The sequence below is a fragment of the Natronoglycomyces albus genome, from assembly GCF_016925535.1.
GTDB classification, from domain to species: Bacteria; Actinomycetota; Actinomycetes; order Mycobacteriales; family Micromonosporaceae; genus Natronoglycomyces; species Natronoglycomyces albus.
In genome coordinates this window covers 603,569-620,676 of sequence record NZ_CP070496.1, presented here as the reverse complement: position 1 = coordinate 620,676, position 17,108 = coordinate 603,569, and the positions used below count along the sequence as shown (strand labels likewise).

Here is a 17,108-nt window from a genome sequence, read left to right as displayed (position 1 = left end):
ATCAACAGAGAAGGACTTCGCAGTGAAAACGGTCCGCAGCAAACGCATGATTCTTCCCACCACTCTCATCGCCACTCTTGTCATAGCAACCGCATGCAGTGACAATAACGACGCCAACGGTGACATCAACGGAGCTAACGAGTCGGATTCAAATACGGCCGTGTCGGACCAAATATACAGCTGGGAAGACGAAATCTGCGACATCTTCGATCCAAGTTCAATCACTCCTCACCTTGGAGATGCACGTTTCTCCGAGGGCCCAACGGTCTCACCTCGCACGACGGGTCTCTTCTACGAAGCCATTTCCTGCAATAGTCTGATCCAGTTCGAAGACTCGAGTGGAGGAACCGTTGGTGGCTACATCTACCTTCACGCGGCCCCATTTGAGGCCGAAGAGCACTCCATCCAACTATATGAGCAACGGGTGGCGAGCTTCCAAGACCTAACCCAAGAGCTCGTAGACTCTCCGAATTCTGAGTGGGAAGCCTATTCTGACGGCGACTTCGATGGACCTTGGAACGAAGGATACTTCTACTCAGGCACCGGGGACGCGCATCGCGTTCATGGCTTCTACCGCGACGGTACGTATGTGGTTGAAGTTGAAATCAACATAGATACCGACTTGAATGTCGCCATGGCACTCAACGAAGGCGCCGCAGACATCTATGCCGATCCTTCCTATAGCTTTACTCTGCCCGAGGTCTCGGACTGGGTGAAAGACACTTACATTCCGAATCTCTACGAGACTATCGTTGCCAAGGCCTCAGAAGGGAACAACTAATGGGCGGGAATGTAGAGCGCGAAGACTCATTTGCAGGTCTCGAGAACGCAGATATCGCATACTACGACCTTAGTCAGCGGGAATGCACTGAGGATGATTGTGGCCTTGGAAGGAGTGAGGCAGAGATGGCCTGGGAAGGGCTCATGTCGGGCCTCCCTGACCGCCGCGAGCAATGGTCAGTGCCGGTTCCTGCAAACAAATATTTCCACCCTACTCAAGAAACGTTTAACAAAGTCCTTGACTTCATCCAACCGCCCAATGAACACGCTATATTGCCAATCCTGCAAGAGTGGAGGATCATCTCCTCTCAACGCTTGGAAGCTATTCGAGAAGATCTCGATAGCGCAATTAAGAAAGTGTCACATGGCTGGCAAGGTCAAGACTTCGACAATATCGAAGAGCTTGTAACCGAAACGTGTACCAAGATCGGCCGGACACAGGAAAAGATTGACGACGTAGTATCAGAGCTTTCTTCCGCCCGCGAAACACTGCGGAACCATCAAGCTTTGGAATCCGGCCAAACTCCTTTCCCACCTGCCGAAATGAATCTCATCCCCGGGGAATGCTGCGACGATTATAAACTACATATACGTCCACCGTGGGCTTCCGGAAAATGCCAAGTTCAAGTGGGTGGGGATGAAATCGCAGATGCTGTCACCATGGAAGGGTCAACGTATGCGGAAGAAGAGCGCCAAGAAATAGAACGCCGCACAAATGAAATTTACGAAGCTGGCGGCTATCTCGTGGATACAGGCTATTACGGCCAAGGTTACGATTCCTACGGAAATCCTCAGTCAGGCTCTATGGAAGTGAAAGTCGAGACGCGCGAGGAGGCACGAGAACAAGCTAGGCGTGAGTCCCAGCGGCGCATCGACCGTGCTGGGGAAGATATGATCGACGAATTCCTGGAAGAGCGAAACCAGAAAGTCGATGACATCAAGGACCGCAAGTCGCTGACGAGTCGTGAACTCAGCGGTCTGTCATTCCGGAACCAGCCAGAAGACATCTCTGACATTGCCGACCGAAGTGACATGGACCCAACGGACGGCCCTAGTTCACCCCCTCCGGTCGGTTCGCCCGACCTCGGAGGCATGGAAGGCTTCGACTCGACAGCTGGGCCTGGCCCCAATCTCTCGACGGGAGCGGGGAGTATCGGAAGCGGCGCCGGAAGTCTGCCCGGAGGAGGATTTGGCACCGGTAGCGGAGGCAGCTCGTACCCGGGCGGCTCGGGCAGTGGGCCCGACTGGTCGCTTCCTGGTTCTGACGATGACGATGAGAATGACTGGGGCGGCGGTCTCTCCGGCGGCAATCCGAGTCTCCCGGGCGGCCCCGGAACCGGTGGTTTCGGTGGCGGCGCGGGCGGCGGTGCCGGTGCTGGTGCTGGCGGTTTCGGAGGCGGCGCCGGCATGGTCGGTGCCGGCGGTGCTGGCATGGGTGCTCGTGGCGCAGGCGGCGCCGGTATGGGCGCCCGTGGCGCCGGCGGTGCTGGCATGGGCGGCGGTTCCGGTACTCGAGGCACCGGTGGCGCAGGCGCAGGCGGCATGGGCGCAGGCCGTGGAGCAGGCGGCTCCGGTAGCGGCTCCGGTTCCGGTCGCATGGGCGGCGGCATGGGCATGATGGGCGGCGGCGGCATGGGTGGCGCTGGCGGCAAGCAAGACGGCGAATCGAAAAACGACGACTGGCTGCAAGAAGAGGACGACGTCTGGGGCATCGGTAACCCCGACGACGACCCCTACGCCTAACCACTCATAAACCAGTTGTGGTTGTGGCCCATAGCGAATCGCTATGGGCCACAACCACAATTGGTAAAGCACACTGAAAATGAACGCCGCACCTACCTCGGCGCCCTCCTTCATCACTGCCCAGACGCCAAACTCTCATAGGCATCACGGCCGCAAACCAACTCACGCCCGACGGCAGGACTTCAGTCGCTATTGGCCGAACGTTCCATGCGAATTGCCATAGCATCGTCCGCGAGACCATGCCCCGCTTCATCGTACAAATGGAACACTGCGTCAGCGCCAAGCTTTTGCAGCGTCTCGACCTCTTCGGCACGTGTGACAATGGCGGCGATTGTAGCTTCGCACGAATCCCGCGCAAACTGTTCGAGAGCGAATTTGTTTCCCTGGAATTCAGACATGGCCAAGATGACCACGTCCACATCATCCCGGGAAACAAGCTTCTCCCAGAAATCTTGATCGGTGGCGTCGCCTTCAATAATGTTGTAGCCCTCAGAACTTAGTTGGGCTACTTTTTCCTCGTCACTATCAATACCCAGCACTCGAAGATTGTGACCATCGCTCAACTGATCGTAGCTTCCCTGCCCGACCCGGCCCATGCCCAACACGATCGCCTTCGCATCGCCGATCTCGATCGGACGGTCATTGGGGTGCAACTTAGCCGGGTCTTGGTGGGACAGACGCGGCTCGACCACCCGCAAAACCGCGTCACTACGGGTATTGGCGATGGCAGATACGACGAAGCTGATCGCGACAGCTAGCGACAAGACCACCAGCCATTCCTCATCGATCCAGCCGGTTCCAGCAGCGATGACCGCCACGATCAGCCCAAACTCTGAAAAGTTGGTGAGGCTCAACGATGCGAGAACTGAGGTTCTATGACGCAACCGGAACCGCGACAGTATCGCCAGGAACAACATTCCTTTAAGCGGCACAAGCACAACAAGCATCACAGCGAGCGCAACCGATTCCCAAGTGGGCATCGCCATGAGCCCGATCGAGACGAAGAAACCGACTAGCAACAATTCCTTCACGTTGAACAAGGCCCTCGACATGCCGCTCGCCGCCGCGTGAGGCGCCAGGAGCATACCGATAATCAGCGCCCCCAAGTCACCCTTGATGCCCATGGTTTCGAACAACGCATATCCCAGAACCAAGGCCAAAACGACACCGTAAAGTACTTGCATCTCGCCCCGACCCACACGCGGCATGAGTTTGCGCAACAGCGGGGCCGCCGGAATCAATCCCAGCAAAAGAATCGCCCAGGGGGAGGGCAGTTCACCGGTCGAAGCCGAGATAAAGATGACCGCGAAAATATCCTGCATGATAAGGATGCCGATAGCGGTGCGCCCATAAAGTGAGCGACTTTCTGAGCGTTCTTCCAACACCTTCACCACGAAGACCGTGCTGGAGAAGGACAGAGCGAAAGCGATCACGGCGAAAGAGGTCCAGCCGGAATCAGCCAAAACCGCGAAACCAAGCAGTTTCAAACCAGCCAACACGACCATGAAGAACCCGGTCGACGCTGCCATATGCAACGAGGCCGTCCCCCACACCTTGCCTTGAAACAGAGTGCGGACGTTGAGTTTCAACCCGATGGTGAACAACAGCAAAATGACACCAAGGTCGGCAATCGTCTCAATTTCGTCAATCAGATCGAAACCGAGCGCGTTCAGCACGAACCCCGCTGCCAAGAATCCAACTAGCGGCGGCATTCTCACCGCTAGGGCGACCAGGCCACCGAGAAACGGGATCAAGATATACGCGGGGTCCATGCCCATTTACCTCCGTGAAGCTGAACTTCATATCTCGGACTTCGCAAGGCGTCCTCAACATCCGAGAACCAGTCGATTACCGCATGAAATTCAATCACATGACATTGACCGTGCTAGTCCACGGTAGTCGTAGGTGACATGATGCCGTCGAATAGCCCGTCCCCATGGCTACGGATGTGTCAATGGGCGTTCGACATGGTTCCGGCCAGGTTCTCCTTTATCGCCTTGCTAGCGCGATTGAGACCCATAATTTCGACGGTCTTCCCTCGCCGCTCGTACTTGGCACAAATGGTGTCCATGGCGGCAACAGCCGAAGCATCCCAAATGTGCGCGTCGGTCAAGTCAATCACCACGTGGTCGGGATCGCCCTCATAGTTGAACGCGGAAACCAGTTCATTGCACGAGGCGAAGAAGAGCTCCCCGGTCACCGCATACACCTCGGTACCGCCGTCGGGGTCGGTAACGCTGGTGACGTCCACTACGTGGGCGACCTTGCGCGCGAAGAAGATCATGGCGACGACCACGCCCGCCCCCACACCGATAGCCAGGTTGTGGGTCAGCACGGTTGTCACGACCGTCACGACCATAGCGGCCGTTTCTCCCAAGGGCATCCGTCGCAGGGTCCGCGGATGGATACTGCGCCAATCGAAGGTCACTCCCGCCACAAAAATCATGACCGCGACCAGAGCTGGCATGGGAATGGAGGCGACAACCCCGCCGAACACGACCACCAGGATCAGCAAGAAAAGCCCGGCGCTGAACGTCGACAGACGAGACCGAGCCCCGGATTTGACGTTGATCATCGTTTGGCCGATCATCGCGCACGAAGCCATCCCACCGAAGAAGCCGGTGATGATATTGCCGATCCCCTGGCCACCGGCTTCACGGGTCTTATTCGAGTTCGTGTCAGTCTCGTCGTCCACGACCTGCGCGGTCATGAGCGATTCGAGCAGCCCCACGGCCGCCAGCGCGAAGGCGTATGGGGCGATCACTGCGAGGGTTTCCATGGTGAACGGTACGCCCGGTAGCGCTACCCATGGCATGCCGCTGGGTAGTTCTCCCATGTCGCCGACGGTGGGGACGCTGATGCTGAAGGCGACGCATAGCACGGTGAGTCCGGCGATGGCGATGAGTGGGGCGGGGATTGCCTTGGTCAGGTAGGGCAGGCCCACGATGATGGCGAGGCCTCCGGCGACCATGGCGATGACGAGCCAGCCTTGCCCGAGGAGGTGGGGCAGTTGAGCTAGGAAGATCAGGATGGCCAGGGCGTTGATGAATCCGGTGAGGACGCTGCGGGGTATGAACCGCATCAGTTTCGCGACGCCGGTGAGGGCCAGGATGACTTGGATGACTCCGGCGAGGATGGTCGCGGCGAGGAGGTGTCCGACTCCGTGGGAGGCGACGAGGGGGGCTACTACTAGTGCCATGGCGCCGGTGGCGGCTGAGATCATCGCTGGGCGTCCGCCGAGGAATGCGATTGAGCAGGCCATGACGAACGATGCGAAGAGGCCGACGCTGGGGTCGACTCCAGCGATGATGGAGAAGGCGATCGCTTCGGGGATGAGGGCGAGGGCGACTAGGAGGCCTGCGAGGAGTTCGGTTCGCAGGAAGGGAACGATGGGGCGCGGGATGCTGAATCGCGCACGCCGCGATGTCATTGCGGCATTTTTGGGCATACAGAGACCGTTCACAGTGTGGTGGAGAGCACCGCGCATCTGTGGACGGTACTAGAAGCTGTTCCTAGGGTAGGCCACGGTTGGGGTCCCAGTCGTGCGGATTCGCTGGAGGGTGTGCAGCGTTACAGATAGTCCGTATGCGTGAGGTTGTTTCTTTTGGGTGGCTGGCGAGGTCTCGTTTCTGGACGATGTTTGCCTGAGGTCGCTTCCCGGTGCCGTTGAGTGGGGCTGTGTCAGCCGGGCGGCGGCTTTTGCGGCCCGGGATTCGACTGGCTTGGGCTGAAGCGTTTGTGTGGTCGGGTTCTTAGGCGGTGCCGATGCGGTCGAGCACGATCGAGGTCGGCGCTGGTGGGTTGGTGCCGATGGACCATTGTCCGTTCAGTGTTTGTCGGGCCGGTTCGATGCGTTCTGGGGTGTCGGTGTGGAGTCGGAAGACTGCTTCTCCGGCGCGCACGGGTTCTCCGACGGTTTTGAGAATTTCCACGCCTGCGGCGGCTTGTACTTTTTCGCCTTGGCGGGTGCGTCCGGCGCCGAGTCGCCAGGCTGCTACCCCGACCGAGTAGGCGTCCATGGTGGTGACGATGCCGTCTCGGTCGGCGGTGATGTCGGCGGTTTCTTTCGCGCTGGGCATGGCCGCGTCTGGGTCCCCGCCTTGGGCGGTCACCATTTTGCGCCATGTGTCCATCGCTCGGCCGTCCCGTAGGGCTTGCGCCGGGTCGGCCTCTGGCATTCCGGCTAGCGCCAGCATTTCGCTGGCTAGTGCCACGGTGAGTTCGACTACGTCGGATGGTCCGCCGCCGGCGAGGACTTCGACCGATTCGGTGACTTCGAGTCCGTTGCCTGCGGTGCGGCCTAGGGGGGTGTTCATGTCGGTGAGGAGGGCGGTGGTGCGCAGGCCGTGGTCAGCTCCGAGCCGCACCATCGTTTCGGCTAGTTGGCGGGCGCGTTTTTCGTCTTTCATGAACGCTCCGGACCCTACTTTGACGTCGAGTACGAGCGCGTCGGTGCCTTCGGCGATCTTTTTGCTCATGATGGAGGAGGCGATGAGCGGGATCGCTTCGACGGTGGAGGTGATGTCGCGCAGGGCGTAGAGTTTTTTGTCCGCTGGGGCTAGGTCGGAGGAGGCCGCGCAGATGACCGCTCCAATGTCGCGCAGCTGGGTGATGACCTGGTCTTCGGTCATGGTCACGTCGAAGCCGGGGATCGATTCTAGTTTGTCGAGCGTGCCGCCGGTGTGTCCGAGTCCGCGTCCGGATAGTTGTGGCACGGCGACGCCGAAGGCTGCCACTAGTGGGGCTAGGGGCAGGGTGATTTTGTCGCCGACTCCGCCGGTGGAGTGTTTGTCCACGCACTGTTTGCCGACGCTGGAGAGGTCCATGCGGATTCCGGAGCGGATCATCGCGTCGGTCCAGTCGGCGATCTCGCGCGCGTTCATGTCGTTGAGGAAGATGGCCATGGCCAGGGCGGACATTTGTTCGTCGGCTACCTCGCCACGGGTGTAGGCGTCGATGACCCAGTCGATGGCCTCTTTGCGCAGTTCGCCTGCGTCGCGTTTGGTGCGGATGACGTCTACTGCGGTGAACATGTCGTCCCTATCTGGTTCAAGGTTTGCGCGGCGGGTGTTGTCCGGCGCTGGTTTCTGTCGCGGGGCCCTCAGGTGGTGAGGTGGTCGGGTCCGAATGCGTCGGGCAGCAGGTAGCTCATGGGGACTGGTCCGTCGTGGTCGTCGATGAGGCAGTTGGGTCCGCCGTGTTCGTAGAGAAGTTGGCGACAGCGTCCGCATGGGGTGAGGGGGTTTCCTTGAGCGTCGACGCAGGCCATGGCAACGATGCGGCCGCCGCCGGTGAGGGCTAGTTGGGAGACGAGGCCACATTCGGCGCACAGGGTGAGGCCGTAGGAGGCGTTTTCGACGTTGCAGCCGCGGATGATGCGTCCGTCGTCGATCAAGGCCGCGACACCTACGGGGTATTTCGAGTAGGGAACGTAGGCGGATCGCATTGCGGTGCGGGCGGCGTCGCGTAGGGCCGGCCAGTCGATGTCGTTCATGGTCAGCCTCCTGGTGTGAATGGTTGGCCGTTGGCCGCTGGTGGTTTGGCTCGTCCGACGAGTCCGGCCACGACCACGATGGTGGCGATGTAGGGCAGCATGGAGAGGAATTCGGACGGAATCGGGGAGCCGCCGGGCATGGATGCCATTTGCCGTTGGGTTTCGGTGAGGAATCCGATCATGAGGGCACCGGCGAGGGCTCCGAAGGGGTTCCAGCGGCCGATGATCATGACCGCGAGGGCGACGAATCCCAGACCGGCGCTCATGTTTTTGGAGAACGCGAGTGTTTGTCCGATGGTGAAGAAGGCTCCACCCATGCCCGAGAGCATTCCGGCGGCGGTGACGTTCCAGAAGCGGAAGCGGTTGACGTTGATGCCCACGGAGTCTGCGGCGTGGGGGTGTTCGCCGACTGCGCGGGTGCGTAGGCCCCAGCGGGTGTGGAAGAGCGCGAACCATAGGAATACTACGGCGAACAGCGCCGCGTAGACGAAGATGTTTTGGTTAAACAACAGCGGCCCGACTAGGGGAATCGTGGGCAGCTTCTCGAGGACGGGGACGCCCTCGAGGACGCTTCCGAGGCGCGGTACGCCTCCTGGGCGGTTGAAACTAATCGGTTCGTCGCGCATGACGCGGTCGAAGAGGAACCCGGTGAGTCCCAGCGCGAGCACGTTGAGGATGACGCCGAGCACGATCTGGTTGACTTGGTAGCGCACGGCCATGACGGCTAGCAGCATGGTGGTGAGCGACCCGGCGATCATGGCGAAGATGATGCCGATGTACGGATTGTTGGCGATGGTCGCGGCGAGCGCGCCGACGAAGGCTCCCATGAGGAATTGGCCTTCGATGCCGATGTTGATGACGCCGTTGCGTTCGCATAGTACGCCGGAGAGCGAGCCGAGGATGAGCGGCAGGGCCAGGAATAGGGTCCCGGCGAGCAGCGATTCCAGCGGTACTTGCACCCCTGGCCGCCCGAATCCCCACAGTACGAGCGCCAGCGCGATGGCGGCGACGGCTCCTGAGGTGGCCAAGACATAGAGGCGGCGGTATATCCCGGCGAGCATGATCGCGCCTAGTGCGAAGGCGATGGCGCCCAGCGCGATCATGGTCAACGCGGTGGGTACGGCGAAGGAGACGTCGGGTCGGGTGATGTTGAGTCGCAGCACGGTGCGCGCCTCGCTGGCGACGGCGAACACCGCGATGGCGGCGACGCCAGCTCCCAGCAGGGCGAATGAGATGCCCGCTTTGAGGTGTCGGTCGCGGGTGGACTCCGTTTGTTCGAACTTTTCGGTGGTGAGAGCTTCGGTCTTCGTCATGGTTCTCACCAGCCTTTCGCCGAGAGGGTGGTCAGGCCACCGCGTGGTGTCTTGAGATGCAGGGTCGCCTTGACCAGGGCGGGCGCGGCGATGAAGAGCACGATGATGGCTTGCAGCAGGGTTGCCATGTCAATGGGGATCGCTGGTTGCATGGCTTGGGTTCCGGCTCTGAGCGCTCCGAAGAGGAATGCCGCTGCGACGACCCCGTAGGGGTTGGCGCGGGCCAGGAGGGCCACGGTGATTCCGTCGAAGCCGATGTTCATGATGCGGTCGTCGGTGAGGTAGTACGGGTTCATTCCCAGCAGGATGACCGCGCCACCGAGCCCGGCGAGGGCTCCGGAGACTCCCATGGAGGAGCCGTAGGTGCGGGCCACTGAGATACCCGCGACCGCTGAGGCGTCGGCGTTGGCGCCGACGGCACGGATGCGGAAGCCGAAGGTGGAGCGCGACAACAGCCACCAGGTGACGACGGCGGCGGCTAGGGCCACGAAGAGTCCGAGGTGGACGCGCAGGTGGCTGCCGAGGAAGCTCAGTAGCGGCGGCAGTTGGGCTGAGGTCTCGACAGTTTTGGAGATGGCCTCGGTGCGGTCGGGGTTGTCGAGCACGGTGGTGCCCAGTGCCCACAGCAGGAAGTGCAGGGCGATGAAGTTCATCATGATGGTGACGATGACTTCGTGGGCTCCGGTGCGGGCTTTAAGGATGCCCGGTACGGCTCCGTAGAGGCCTCCGGCGATGGTTCCGGCTAGGAGCGCGATGGGTAGGTGCAGGTAGAAGGGCAGTCCGAGGCTGACGCCGACGACGGTTGCGGCGATGGCTCCCATGATGGCTTGGCCTTCGGCACCGATGTTGAACAGTCCGGCGCGGAACGCTAGGGCTACGGCCAGTCCGGTGAGGATCAGTGGGGTGGCGTAGAAGAGCGTTTCGGAGATCGGGTTGAGGACCCGGCCGAAGGTGGTTTCGCCGCTGAGCCAGGCGCCAACGGTGTTGACGTTGATGATCGAGGCGTTGAACAGGTTGGCGTAGGTGGTGCTGACGGCGTCCCACGAGGCGCTGAAGGCGTCCTGGGGTCGGCTAAAGAAGTATGTCCACGTCCCGCGTACGTGCGGGTCGGAGATGATGATGAGTAGTCCGCCGATGACCAGGGCGAGCAACAGCGAGTACACGGTGACCATGAAGGTGTTGGCGGTGGCCAGGTAGCGGCCGAAGACGGTGACGAATCCGTCGCGCTTGTCGTCGGTGCCTGGACTCTTGGGGTCGTGTCCGGTTTCGGTGGTGGTGCTCATTTGTCACCTCCTTTACTGTCGTCCTCGGGTGCGGGGTCGTTCGTGGTGGGGTCGGTTTCGGGGTCGTCGTGGTCGCTGATCTCGACGACTGCGTCCGCGGCTGGCTCTTCGCTGATCTGTGCTGCGACGTCGTCGGTGGCCGTGGCCCCGACCGTCGCGCCGCCTGCGAGGGTGACGACCGCGTCGGGGATGGTCGCGTCGACGCCTTCTTGCACGGCCCCGGCCATGTAGCGGCCGATGACTTCGCGTGGGGTGTCGGGGGGCACCACGGCGACGACTTTGCCTTTGTACATGACGGCGACGCGGTCGGACAGCGAGAGGATCTCATCGAGTTCGGAGGAGATGAGGAGGACTCCGGCTCCGGCGTCGCGCTCTTCGATGATGCGCTTGTGGATGAACTCGATGGCGCCCACATCGACCCCGCGAGTGGGTTGTGAGGCGACCAGAAGCTCCAGCTTGCGGGAGAATTCGCGGGCGATGATGAGTTTTTGCTGGTTCCCGCCCGAGAGTGAGCTGGCGGGCTTGTCGGGCCCTTCGGTGCGGATGTCGAAGGTGGAGATCGACCGTTCGGCCAGTTCATGGATGGCGTTGAAGTTGCGCACCCCGTTGCGTGAGTATGGTTCGTCTCCGATTTGGTTGAGGACCAAGTTTTCGGCGACGGTGAAGTCTTTGATGAGGCCGTGGCGGGCTCGGTCTTCGGGAATGTAGCCCAGTCCCAGCCGGATGCGGCGCAACGGTGAGGAACGGCTGACCTCACGGCCGTGGAACTTGATGGAGCCGGTCATCTTCTCTTTGGCTCCGTCGGCGGCGTGCCCGGCCAGGCCGATGAGGGCCCGGGCGAGTTCGGTTTGGCCGTTGCCCTCAACTCCAGCGATGCCGAGGATTTCCCCGCGTCGGACGGTGAGGTCGAGCCCGTCGACGGCCCGGCAGTCGCGTTCGTCGATGACGGTGAGGTCGCGGATCTCCAGGCTGGAGTCAGCGGGAGTGGATTGGCCCTTGTCGACGGTGAGGCTGACGTCGCGGCCGACCATGGCGGAGGCCAGTTCCATCTCCGACACGTCCGGGGTGAGGTCGCCGGTGACTTTGCCGCGCCGAATCACGGTGATCTTATCGGCGATGGCCTTGACTTCTTTGAGCTTGTGGCTGATGAAGATGATCGACGTGCCCGACTCGGCCAGGGTGCGCATGATGTCGAGCAGTTCGGTGATCTCTTGCGGGGTGAGAACGGCGGTGGGTTCGTCCATGATCAACAGGCGGCAGTCCCCTAGCAACGCCTTGATGATCTCGACTCGCTGCTGCACGCCCACCGGAATGTCTTTGATGAGCGCGTCGGGGTCAACGCGCAGTCCGTAGCGTTCGGACACGTCCATAACGGCCTGGCGGGCGGCTTTGCGATTGAGCACCCCGTAGCGGTGATACTCCCGTCCGAGCATGACGTTTTCGGCCACGGTGAACGGCGGCACCAGCATGAAGTGCTGGTGCACCATGCCGATACCCGCGCGGATGGCTTGTTTGGGGTTGTCGAACGTGACCGGTTCATCGTCGATGAGGATTTCCCCGGAGGTGGGTTCGAGCAGCCCGTAGAGCATGTTCATCAGGGTGGATTTCCCGGCTCCGTTTTCCCCCAACAGAGCGTGGATTTCCCCTGGTTGAACCACCAAGTCTATGTTGTCGTCGGCGACGAAGGTCCCAAACTTCTTCGTCAACGCCCGCAGTTCGAGTTTCAGGGTCCTACTCCTTTGAATGCCCACCAGGTTGGGCGTGCCGCACCGTGGGTGCTGTGACGGTGGTGGCTGCGTGGTCCTGACGTCCCGGCCAGGCTCGGACGCCGTGGCGGTACGCCTGGCGTCGGGGCTGGACTGACGGCAAAATCTCTGCTCTGGCGGCCAGGGCCATGGCTCTGGCCGCCAGAGCAGCCAGGAACCCGTGGCCGGGTTCCTGGCTGGCTATGCGGCTTAGTCGCGTTCCGGGGTGGCCGGAGATTCGACGGTGACGTCGCCAGCGATGATGGCGGCCTCGAGGGCTTCCAGTTCGCTCTTGAGTTCGTCGGAGACCAGCGAGTCCATTTCGTGGAACGGAGCGAGGCTAACGCCGTTGTTTTCCAGCGTTCCGACGTAGTGTGCGTCCATGTCGCCTTCGTTGTAGGCGTTTTCGATGGCTTCGTACACCGCGTCGGGAATGTTCTTCACCGAGGTCGACAGGATGTCGTCGCAGTATTCTTCCAGCGAGGTGCATCCGTCAATGTCGACCCAGATCAAGGAGACGTTGTCGTCTTCGTCGGCGACGGCGGCGGCTCCGACCCCGGCCGGTCCGGCCACGGGGAAGACGATGTCGGCACCCTGGCTGACGAGAGTTTCGGCCAACGCGCGGCCGGCAGTGGTGTCTTGGAAGTCGTCGGTGAACGAGCCGGACTGGCTCTCGACGTTCCAGCCGAGCACTTCGATGTCTTCGCCGTGCTCGTCGTTGTAGTGGGCGACGCCTTCGGCGAAGCCGTCCATGAAGATGGTCACGGGGGCGATGTTCATGCCGCCGTAGGTTCCAACGGCGCCGGTTTCGGTCATTCCGGCGGCCAGGTAACCGGCGAGGAACGATGACTCGGCGGTGTTGAACTCCATGGAGTGGACGTTGGGTTCGGCGACCATTCCGTCGACGATGCCGAAGCGGACGTCCGGGTTTTCCTGGGCAATCTGCTCGGCGGCGTCTTCCATCAGCCCACCGACGGACATGATGAAGTCGCAGCCTTCGTCGATAAAGGTGCGCAGGTTGGGCTCGAAGTCGGCCGAAGAGTTGGACTGCCGGTATTCGATCGCGATGTCGTCGTTGTCGTCACGGATGTTCTCCATGCCCAGCCAAGCCGAGGCGTTGAAGGATCGGTCGTCGACTCCGCCGGTGTCGGTCACCATGCACGCGGTGAAGGAGGCCTCGGGGTCGTTGCCGTTTCCGTTGTCGTCCGCCGGCGGCTCGGCGCAGGCGGCGACGGCCACTAGGCTGGCAGCCCCCAGCCCCGCCAAGATGGTTTTCCCTAGCTTCGTTGCCATTGTTTGCATCCAATCGTCGGGCGGTCGAATCATCCGATGAATTTCGGGTCCTGGGCGAAAGTAGCTGGTCGAGGCCACTCACTGCCATACCTCGCAACCAAAAAGGTACCGGCCGTTACTGAATCGTAATTGCCAAGATCATTATTTGATTCTGCTTTGGGTATGTCGCTACGCCGAGCGGAAACCGTGGTGACCGTCGCTGTGCTGTGCGTGGAGCGTGGAGGTGCTCCCGACCTTTCCGGTTTTGTCCCGAATGCCCCCGGGCGAATTTCATTGGCTGGGCCTCTTCGTCCGCCATTGCGTTTGCGTGTGTCTGGCCCTGTGCGTTTTCATGGCCGGAACTCGCCTCAGCGGTCGATGACCAGGCCTGAGTCGAGCCCCAATGAGTCGAACATAGCCTAAGCCAACCCGTACGGCGTTCAGCGGGGATCGACCCCAAAAAGCCCGGTGGCCCCGCACGGAAGGCGGGACCACCGGAAAGGATAAGACCCTGAGGGGCTTAAGTGGTTGGGACGATACTGCCTTGCACACTGCGGCGCTGCCGCGTCGGCGCTAGCAATTGACCATCGCGGGCCTCTCTACCAGAGGACAGCGATGGCGACGGTGATGATGGTCAGACCACCGATGCCGTAGAAGTGGCCGCTGGCGACCTTTTCTCGTTTCTTGTACCAGGGAACGACGATCATGATGGCCAATAGCAGCGCCAAGACGGCCTTGATGCCGATCTTGGCGTGGTTGCCGTCGGCCCCAGCCAGCCCGGCCAGCATGATGCCGGTGGCCAGCTGCGTCGCAGCCCCGATGACCATGGTCATCGAAGTGCGGTGCTTTTTCTCAAGCATCCCCATTGCCCAGGGCCCAAAGATCATGGCCATGCCAAGGAGGTGCAGAAACACGACGATCGATTGCAGTACATCCATGAGGGCAGTATTCCATTGCGGACGTACGCAATCGACTGGCCTCCGAATAACATGTGGGACGCGGCGCTAAGGCCACCCTAAATAAGCTGCTCCCACGCTTAGGGCCGACCACTGGCCGCCATCGCGCCGGAATAAGCCACGCGATGCCCCGGCTCGGCGGCCGTCAATCCCCGCTTCAGGCCTGAGTGTGTTGATAGTAGGCCCACGCGTCGCCCACCATTTGCTCCAGCGAATCGCGGGTGGGCTTCCATCCCAGCTCCGACTTCGCCCGCTGCGAGGAGGCAACCAACTCCGCCGGGTCTCCCGGACGCCGATCGGTGTAGACGACCGGAATCTCTCGGCCGGTGATTCGGGCAACCGCCTGCGCGATCTGCGCGTTCGAGTAGCCGGTACCCGAACCCAGGTTGTACACCCGGTGTTCCCCGGCCTCCACGTGGTCCAATGCCAGCAAATGTGCCTGGGCCAAGTCGGCCACGTGAATATAGTCGCGAACGCAGGTTCCATCCGGCGTCGGGTAGTCGTCTCCAAAGATCGCTAGTTTGTCGCGTTTACCAGCGGCAACCTCGAGCGCGATCGGAATGAGGTGGGTCTCTGGCTCATGGTTCTCCCCACGCCAGGTTCCCTGTTTGTCCCGGTAGGCACCGGCTACGTTGAAGTACCTCAGGCTGGCGGCGGCTAGGCCGTGAGCCACGGCCTCCGAGGCGATGGCCATATCGCAGCTCAATTTGGTGTAACTGTAGGCATTCACCGGGTTAGTCGCGGCATCTTCGGTGATCGGGACGCTCTCGGGGTTGCCATACACCCCGGCCGAGGACGAGAACACCAGCTTGCGCACACCGCTCTTGCGCATCGTCTCCAGGAGCACCAGGGTGCCAACGGCGTTGTTGTCCCAGAATCGTTCGGGGAACTCCACCGACTCCCCCGCCGCGATCAGACCAGCGAAATGCAGCACTCCATCGAAGCTGGAATCGAGAACATCGGCCACCTCGTGGACTCGCTTGCGGACCAACTTCGCACCAGCGGGAACAAACCGCTGCGAGTTCCGGGAGCAGTCGTCAATGACGACCACCTCGTGCCCGGCCTCCATCAACATGGTGGCGACAGTGGCGCCAATGAATCCAGCTCCGCCAGTGACGAGATACTTCACGGTGTTCCTCCGGTAACCCAGGTGCTCAATCGTGATGGCATACGCAAGCGCGCCGTGTTCTCAGATCTTGCGCATCGGCGCCAATCGTGCGTATTCGATCGCACCGCCAATACCGCATGAAGACACGTTTACGGAGGTAGGCGACGGCATACATCGCCCTTTGTCTCAGCCTGGTGCCAACCCTACCCGCCCCAGGTGCCCAGAGCGTGTATCCCTCGAGCGTGCCCATTGGCGCATCACACTGGGCCACTGCCTGCGCCTTCTTGTCCGAATCAGCTGGAAACGCCGCTAACCTGGCGTCAAAACTCGCACCTGGGGATGACAGAATGGAGTCATGACGCAAGAGAATCCAGCATCGACGCGAAAGCCTCGCGTTCTATCCGGCATCCAACCCACCGCAGACTCGTTCCACCTGGGGAACTACCTGGGTGCGGTGCGGAACTGGGTTAGCTTGCAGGAAACTCACGAGTGCTTCTACTTCATTCCCGACATGCACGCCATCACGGTCGCCTATGACCCCAAAGTGCTCAAGCAACGCACCTTTATTGCCACCGCCCAACTCTTGGCACTTGGTGTGAACCTGGACGAGTCGATCATCTTCCCGCAGTCGGCCGTACCCGAACACGCCATGCTCGCCTGGATTCTCAACTGCCAGACCGGGTTCGGCGAAGCCAGTCGCATGACCCAGTTCAAAGACAAGTCCTCCAAGCAGGAGCGCACCTCGGTCGGGCTGTTCACCTACCCCATCTTGCAGGCGGCCGACATCCTGCTGTACCAGGCCAATGCAGTCCCAGTGGGTGAAGACCAGCGCCAGCACCTGGAGTTGACTCGCGACCTGGCCATCCGGATGAACAACACCTACAAGCGCGTGTTCACCGTTCCGGAGCCGCACATCCTCAAAGAAACGGCCACCATCAAGGATCTGGGCGACCCCGAACGGAAGATGTCGAAGTCAAACTCAACCAAGAACGGTCTCATCGAGTTGCGTGACGAACCGGCCCGCATCCGCAAGAAGATCCGCTCAGCGGTGACCGACACCGGCTCCGAGGTCACCTACGACCCGGAAAACAAGCCGGGCGTGTCTAACCTGCTGGTGATTTACTCGGCGTTGGCCGACAAGTCACTCCAGCAGCTGGAGGCGGACTACGCGGGCAAGGGCTACGGGGATCTGAAAAAGGACCTCGGTGAAGTGGTGGCGGACTTCTGCGAACCCATCGCCAAGTCCACTCAGGAGTATTTGTCCGACCAGGCCGAACTACAACGAGTCCTCGACTCCGGCGCGCAACGGGCCCGCGAGGTCGCCTCGACCACGTTGGCGCGCGTATACGACAGGGTTGGCTTCTTCCCACCAGTGTCCCTTCCCGGCGACAATAAGTCCTAACACCATGAGTTC

13 protein-coding genes are annotated in these 17,108 nt (G+C 61.2%); 3 read left to right on the top strand and 10 right to left on the bottom strand.

All coding sequences use genetic code 11. The features are described 5' to 3' along the window. Window positions 1–22 precede the first annotated feature (22 nt). Window positions 23–781 carry a hypothetical protein gene (locus tag JQS30_RS02605; protein WP_213171847.1) on the top strand — a complete coding sequence of 253 codons (759 nt, stop codon included), beginning with the start codon at window positions 23–25 and terminating at the stop codon, window positions 779–781. Window positions 782–906: 125 nt separating this feature from the next. Then, on the top strand, window positions 907–2,523 hold the full coding sequence (locus JQS30_RS17485) for a hypothetical protein (RefSeq protein ID WP_213171846.1): 1,617 nt from the start codon (window positions 907–909) through the stop codon (window positions 2,521–2,523). A 182-nt stretch (window positions 2,524–2,705) separates the two neighbouring features. On the opposite strand, the gene JQS30_RS02595 is transcribed toward JQS30_RS17485, so the two are convergent. The 10 genes from JQS30_RS02595 to galE form a co-directional block, all read right to left on the bottom strand. Beyond that, window positions 2,706–4,295: a cation:proton antiporter family protein gene (locus tag JQS30_RS02595; protein ID WP_213171845.1), complete on the bottom strand. Its 1,590-nt coding sequence runs from the start codon at window positions 4,293–4,295 to the stop codon at window positions 2,706–2,708. Window positions 4,296–4,474: 179 nt separating this feature from the next. Next, complete coding sequence (locus JQS30_RS02590; protein WP_213171844.1) at window positions 4,475–5,953, bottom strand: SulP family inorganic anion transporter; 1,479 nt, start codon at window positions 5,951–5,953, stop codon at window positions 4,475–4,477. A gap of 322 nt (window positions 5,954–6,275) precedes the next feature. Continuing rightward, a complete protein-coding gene (locus JQS30_RS02585; RefSeq protein WP_213171843.1) occupies window positions 6,276–7,556 on the bottom strand; it encodes a thymidine phosphorylase in 1,281 nt (426 codons plus the stop codon). Between the two features lie 68 nt (window positions 7,557–7,624). Then, window positions 7,625–8,017 carry a cytidine deaminase gene (locus JQS30_RS02580; protein WP_213171842.1) on the bottom strand — a complete coding sequence of 131 codons (393 nt, stop codon included), beginning with the start codon at window positions 8,015–8,017 and terminating at the stop codon, window positions 7,625–7,627. Window positions 8,018–8,019: 2 nt separating this feature from the next. Further along, window positions 8,020–9,330 carry an ABC transporter permease gene (locus tag JQS30_RS02575; RefSeq protein ID WP_213171841.1) on the bottom strand — a complete coding sequence of 437 codons (1,311 nt, stop codon included), beginning with the start codon at window positions 9,328–9,330 and terminating at the stop codon, window positions 8,020–8,022. Between the two features lie 5 nt (window positions 9,331–9,335). Beyond that, on the bottom strand, window positions 9,336–10,613 hold the full coding sequence (locus JQS30_RS02570; RefSeq protein ID WP_213171840.1) for an ABC transporter permease: 1,278 nt from the start codon (window positions 10,611–10,613) through the stop codon (window positions 9,336–9,338). Further along, a complete protein-coding gene (locus JQS30_RS02565; RefSeq protein WP_425498847.1) occupies window positions 10,610–12,340 on the bottom strand; it encodes an ABC transporter ATP-binding protein in 1,731 nt (576 codons plus the stop codon). The genes JQS30_RS02570 and JQS30_RS02565 overlap by 4 nt, the downstream gene beginning before the upstream one ends. Window positions 12,341–12,568: 228 nt before the next feature. Further along, window positions 12,569–13,651, bottom strand: a complete 1,083-nt coding sequence (locus JQS30_RS02560; protein ID WP_213171839.1) for a BMP family lipoprotein — start codon at window positions 13,649–13,651, stop codon at window positions 12,569–12,571. Between the two features lie 578 nt (window positions 13,652–14,229). Then, the gene (locus JQS30_RS02555) at window positions 14,230–14,568 is read right to left on the bottom strand and encodes a hypothetical protein (protein ID WP_213171838.1); all 339 of its coding nucleotides are present in this window, start codon (window positions 14,566–14,568) and stop codon (window positions 14,230–14,232) included. A 175-nt stretch (window positions 14,569–14,743) separates the two neighbouring features. Next, window positions 14,744–15,715 carry a UDP-glucose 4-epimerase GalE gene (gene galE / locus JQS30_RS02550; RefSeq protein ID WP_213171837.1) on the bottom strand — a complete coding sequence of 324 codons (972 nt, stop codon included), beginning with the start codon at window positions 15,713–15,715 and terminating at the stop codon, window positions 14,744–14,746. Window positions 15,716–16,049: 334 nt separating this feature from the next. Between galE and trpS the strand changes: the two genes are divergently transcribed. Continuing rightward, the gene (gene trpS / locus JQS30_RS02545) at window positions 16,050–17,096 is read left to right on the top strand and encodes a tryptophan--tRNA ligase (RefSeq protein WP_213171836.1); all 1,047 of its coding nucleotides are present in this window, start codon (window positions 16,050–16,052) and stop codon (window positions 17,094–17,096) included. Window positions 17,097–17,108: the final 12 nt, after the last annotated feature.

Coding starts and splice junctions, on each gene's coding strand:
- JQS30_RS17485 (WP_213171846.1), top strand. CDS start 907: ATGGCCTGGGAAGGGCTCATGTCGGGCCTCCCTGACCGCCGCGAGCAA.
- JQS30_RS02595 (WP_213171845.1), bottom strand. CDS start 4,295: ATGGACCCCGCGTATATCTTGATCCCGTTTCTCGGTGGCCTGGTCGCC.
- JQS30_RS02590 (WP_213171844.1), bottom strand. CDS start 5,953: ATGACATCGCGGCGTGCGCGATTCAGCATCCCGCGCCCCATCGTTCCC.
- JQS30_RS02585 (WP_213171843.1), bottom strand. CDS start 7,556: ATGTTCACCGCAGTAGACGTCATCCGCACCAAACGCGACGCAGGCGAA.
- JQS30_RS02580 (WP_213171842.1), bottom strand. CDS start 8,017: ATGAACGACATCGACTGGCCGGCCCTACGCGACGCCGCCCGCACCGCA.
- JQS30_RS02575 (WP_213171841.1), bottom strand. CDS start 9,330: ATGACGAAGACCGAAGCTCTCACCACCGAAAAGTTCGAACAAACGGAG.
- JQS30_RS02570 (WP_213171840.1), bottom strand. CDS start 10,613: ATGAGCACCACCACCGAAACCGGACACGACCCCAAGAGTCCAGGCACC.
- JQS30_RS02560 (WP_213171839.1), bottom strand. CDS start 13,651: ATGGCAACGAAGCTAGGGAAAACCATCTTGGCGGGGCTGGGGGCTGCC.
- JQS30_RS02555 (WP_213171838.1), bottom strand. CDS start 14,568: ATGGATGTACTGCAATCGATCGTCGTGTTTCTGCACCTCCTTGGCATG.
- trpS (WP_213171836.1), top strand. CDS start 16,050: ATGACGCAAGAGAATCCAGCATCGACGCGAAAGCCTCGCGTTCTATCC.